General features: G+C 65.7%; 1 protein-coding gene. It reads right to left on the minus strand.

The annotated features are described in order from the left end of the window. A partial coding sequence (locus tag NKG95_RS34115) for an RHS repeat domain-containing protein (protein WP_353043868.1) occupies nucleotides 1-2,033 on the minus strand: 2,033 nt, incomplete at both ends.

The raw sequence follows: 2,033 nt of genomic DNA on the forward strand, positions 1-2,033 counted from the left end.
CCGGTCTCGGGATCGAAGCGCTCGCCGATATAGGATTTTTGCGTCTGGAAACCGGTGTTGAGGCGCTCGCCATAGCTGGCGTAGTTGGTCTGCTCGGCAATGGCGCCTGAGGCATCGGTGACCATGCGCACCGAGGCCAGGTGGTCGCGATGCAGGAAGGCTTTGGTGGCGCCGGTCACCTTGACGTCGGGATGGGGATAGCGGGTGTAGATCTCCGCTCCGGGTGTCGCCGGATCGATCTCGACGGACGCGTCGGGATAGAGCGTGGTGGCGAAGGACGAGCTCTTTTTCGCCCGCGCGCCGTCCGGGCCATAGAACAGCGACACGGCGCTGGAGCCTTGCGTGACCGTCTTCAGGCGGTTGGCCTCGTCCCAGACCAGAGTCCGGGTGCCGTCGGCGGTCATGTTGCCGTTGGCATCATAGGTGAGCGTCTTGGCGCCGACCGCGGTCGGCGCGTGCGGACGGGCTGCGCTCGCCGCGGGATAGATGTACGTCCCGGCAACACGGGTGCGTGAGGTCAGGTTGTCGTTGGCGGCATAGACGAACGTCTCGTCGAGCGTGTTGTTGCCAAGATTGTCGCTCGAAGTCAGCCGGTCGGCCTTGTCATAGCCGTAGGTCCAGCTGTCGGAGGCCGCCTGCCCGGTCGTGCCGGTGATGCGGCCGATGAGATCGCGGGCATACTGGTCGTCGAGCAGGACCGTGGCGCCCTTGGCCGTGGTGACGCGGGTCAGCCAGCGGCGGGTCGGCGAATAAATGAAGGACGTCTTCACCCCATTCGCATAGGTGATCTCCTTGGTCTGGCCGTCGGCCTCGTAGATGGTCGAGGTGATGAAGCCGGAGGCGGAGAGCAGCTTGTTGCCGGCGGTATATTGCAGCGGGGCGGCCAGCGTGCCGAAGTCGAGCGGCACCGGCAGGTATTGGGTGCGCAGCGTCTGGCCGGAGGCATCGCGCACGCTGGTCGTGGTGTGGGTCAGCGTTCCCAGCGTGACGTCCTGGCGGGCAACCTTGCCAAAGCCATCATACTTGGCGGCCTGCGTGGCGGCTGGATTGGTCGATGTGGTAAGCTGGCCGATGTTGTAGAAGCCCGCCGCCGCCTGGTCGTAGGTGTTCTGCGTCAGCGTCACCGCACTGCCGCCGGATGCCGTTGCCGTCTTCAGGGTCAGCCGGTCCATCTGGTCGTAGGCGAGAGCTGTGACGGTGCCGCGGGCATCGGTCTGGCTGGTCAGCCGGTTGGCGCCGTCATAGACATAGGACCAGGTGCCGAGATCGGGATCCGTTGCCGAAAGCCGGTTGCCGACCATGTCATAGCTGTAGCTCCAGCTCGAGCCGCCGGGATCGCTGACCCCGGTCAGCCGGCCAAGGACATCGTAGCTGCGGCCCTCCGTCAGATTGAGCCCGCCGAGATCGCGCACGATCTGCACGACATCGCCGCGCGTCGAGGACACGCTCTTCGACTGGCGTGTGGTCGTCGCATTGATCTGGTCGGTCTGGGTGACCGCGTAAAGCCGCGGATTGGCCCCGGTGCCGGTGTCGAGGCTGTGGGCCAAGGTCGTCTGGCTGGCATCGGCATAGACGGTCTTCACCAACCGGTCGTTCCAATCGTAGGAGTTGGTCGTCCACTGCGCGGTGTCGCCGACAAAGCGCGGGAAGGCGGTGCGCAGCACATTGCCGCGCAGATCGTAGTCGGTATCGGCAATGCGCTTTGCGCCGGCCGCCGTCTCTCCGGGCGTCTCCACCCGGTAGACCCGGCCAAGCCCGTCATAATAGGAGCGGACAAAATCCTCGCCCGCCCCGTTGGGCAGCGGCGTCAGTCTGGCCAGCGCCTGGGTTGCCGGATTGCCCTCGTTCTCAAAGCGGGTCTTGGCATAGGCGCCGGTGATGCTCTGCGAGACCTGATAGGGCCGGCAGAACGGATCGTAGGTGAAGGTCTTCACCAGGCCGTTGACGTCGGTCTTCGTCGCCGGCAGCCCGCACACCGCATTGTAGGTGGCGCTCGAGACGAAGCGGGTGTCGGCGCTCTGGCCGCCGGTGGC

Source organism: Mesorhizobium sp. M1423 (genome assembly GCF_040317575.1).
In the GTDB taxonomy this organism is placed as follows: Bacteria; Pseudomonadota; Alphaproteobacteria; order Rhizobiales; family Rhizobiaceae; genus Mesorhizobium.